The sequence below is a fragment of the Rahnella sp. ChDrAdgB13 genome (genome assembly GCF_017655185.1).
In the GTDB taxonomy this organism is placed as follows: Bacteria; Pseudomonadota; Gammaproteobacteria; order Enterobacterales; family Enterobacteriaceae; genus Rahnella; species Rahnella contaminans.
The window spans coordinates 1-1,428 of record NZ_JAEMGT010000246.1 but is presented as its reverse complement, the minus strand read 5'-3'; the positions used below and the strand labels follow the sequence as shown (position 1 = coordinate 1,428).

The following is a 1,428-nucleotide window of genomic DNA, read 5'->3' as shown; positions in this document are numbered from 1 at the left end:
TCTGTTATGGGTGGTGATGGCAATTCCAATCCGAGAGCCCGAATTGCACGTAGGCGCATACGGGACACCATCGATAGTGACCTGCATAAATGCTCCTGATTTATTATTGCTTTTCGATGCGAACGGTACCGTAAAGTGTTTGCCGCTTAACTTCGCCGTTCTCAGCAACCATCAGACCGCGTGCGTCTGTTACAGGAATGATTATCTCACCTTTCTCATCGTCAGCAGTCAGGCAGAATTTAACCTCAACGCCATCGAGGAAAATTTTGATGCGCGAGCAAGGGTGAACCTTGATTCCCGGATCATCATCCAGAACAGTCAATCGCATGGGTACCCCGACTATTTACGGTGAAGAAGACCGCCTGGTTGCAGCATTTTCCAGATTTTTTCGACTACGGCTTCGTTCACCAGATTCTTAATACGCTGTTCTTCGGCGCTTTTGCTGGCCGTGTTCACACCGACACTCAGTGATGACACGTATGTCGCCAGTGCATTATTGAGAATCGATTGGGCATTTGAACTGGCCTCCTGCACATGGCATTGCTTTGTGCCGGGGAAACCACTAAATGGCATCGTTTCAGAGCCAGTAAATCGTTTCTTGCAGTCAGATAGCAAACCATTCCGGATAAAGCAATCCTTAATATAAAAACCCCCATCTACGACGCGGAAAGGCTTGTCAGTTGCAGTTGCCAGTGAAACGGAAACATCTTCGACATTGCCAGTGCAGACGTACTCAACGGTCAGGGGCTTGGTGATTTCCATTTCTTCGATGTCGATCGGCCTGATGAATTGTGAAAGCGACTTACCCTTAATTTCACCTTCCGCAAGTAGGTCATCGCCGTGCTTAATCCGGTAAGTCAGCGTTGCACCGTGATAATCGCCATCTTTCAACGTATAAAGACGGTTAAAGCTTAAGTAAATTTTGTTGGTCATTTAGCTGCACCTTTATGGATTGCTACACATAGCGCGGCTGGCTAAGTCCTCAGCTCTGGGCATTCAGTATTGCGCACTACTGAATGTTGCAACCAATTTCCTAACCAGCCTTGCTATGGGTAACACGCCACAGACACCCTAAGAATGTCTGTGGGAATACACTGCCAGCGGCAATCAGACCAGTTTCTTCGCCAGATCAACCAAGTCATCGAACACTGCATGAGTCTGCGCGCCAGCAGCGGCGACAAGCTCCTTCAGCTTAGCCAGTACGGCATCACTATTGTTAACTTCCTGATTAACTACAGGCCGCTGCTCTACTGCTGCGTCTACTAATGGTTCGGACATGATGGTTTCCTTTGGTGTTGGAGTTTCGGCTGTTGCCGGTTTGATATAGATGCTTTTCAGCCATGCGAGAAAGCGATTAATCATTTCTGTCTGGCCTTATGTTTTTGAGCGACCAAATATTGACCTCAATAGCCAAATAACTAGCATTGC

General features: G+C 47.6%; 3 protein-coding genes. All 3 read right to left on the bottom strand.

Annotated elements, in window-relative coordinates; genetic code table 11:
* Positions 1-103: 103 nt before the first annotated feature.
* The 3 genes from J8X26_RS27425 to J8X26_RS27415 all read right to left on the bottom strand — a co-directional run bounded on the left by J8X26_RS27425 (position 104) and on the right by J8X26_RS27415 (position 1,362).
* Positions 104-328, bottom strand: a complete 225-nt coding sequence (locus J8X26_RS27425; RefSeq protein WP_208952662.1) for a hypothetical protein — start codon at positions 326-328, stop codon at positions 104-106.
* A gap of 11 nt (positions 329-339) precedes the next feature.
* Positions 340-933, bottom strand: a complete 594-nt coding sequence (locus J8X26_RS27420) for a hypothetical protein (RefSeq protein WP_208952661.1) — start codon at positions 931-933, stop codon at positions 340-342.
* A 174-nt stretch (positions 934-1,107) separates the two neighbouring features.
* Complete coding sequence (locus J8X26_RS27415; RefSeq protein WP_208952663.1) at positions 1,108-1,362, bottom strand: hypothetical protein; 255 nt, start codon at positions 1,360-1,362, stop codon at positions 1,108-1,110.
* Positions 1,363-1,428: the final 66 nt, after the last annotated feature.

Coding starts and splice junctions, on each gene's coding strand:
- J8X26_RS27425 (WP_208952662.1), bottom strand. CDS start 328: ATGCGATTGACTGTTCTGGATGATGATCCGGGAATCAAGGTTCACCCT.
- J8X26_RS27420 (WP_208952661.1), bottom strand. CDS start 933: ATGACCAACAAAATTTACTTAAGCTTTAACCGTCTTTATACGTTGAAA.
- J8X26_RS27415 (WP_208952663.1), bottom strand. CDS start 1,362: ATGATTAATCGCTTTCTCGCATGGCTGAAAAGCATCTATATCAAACCG.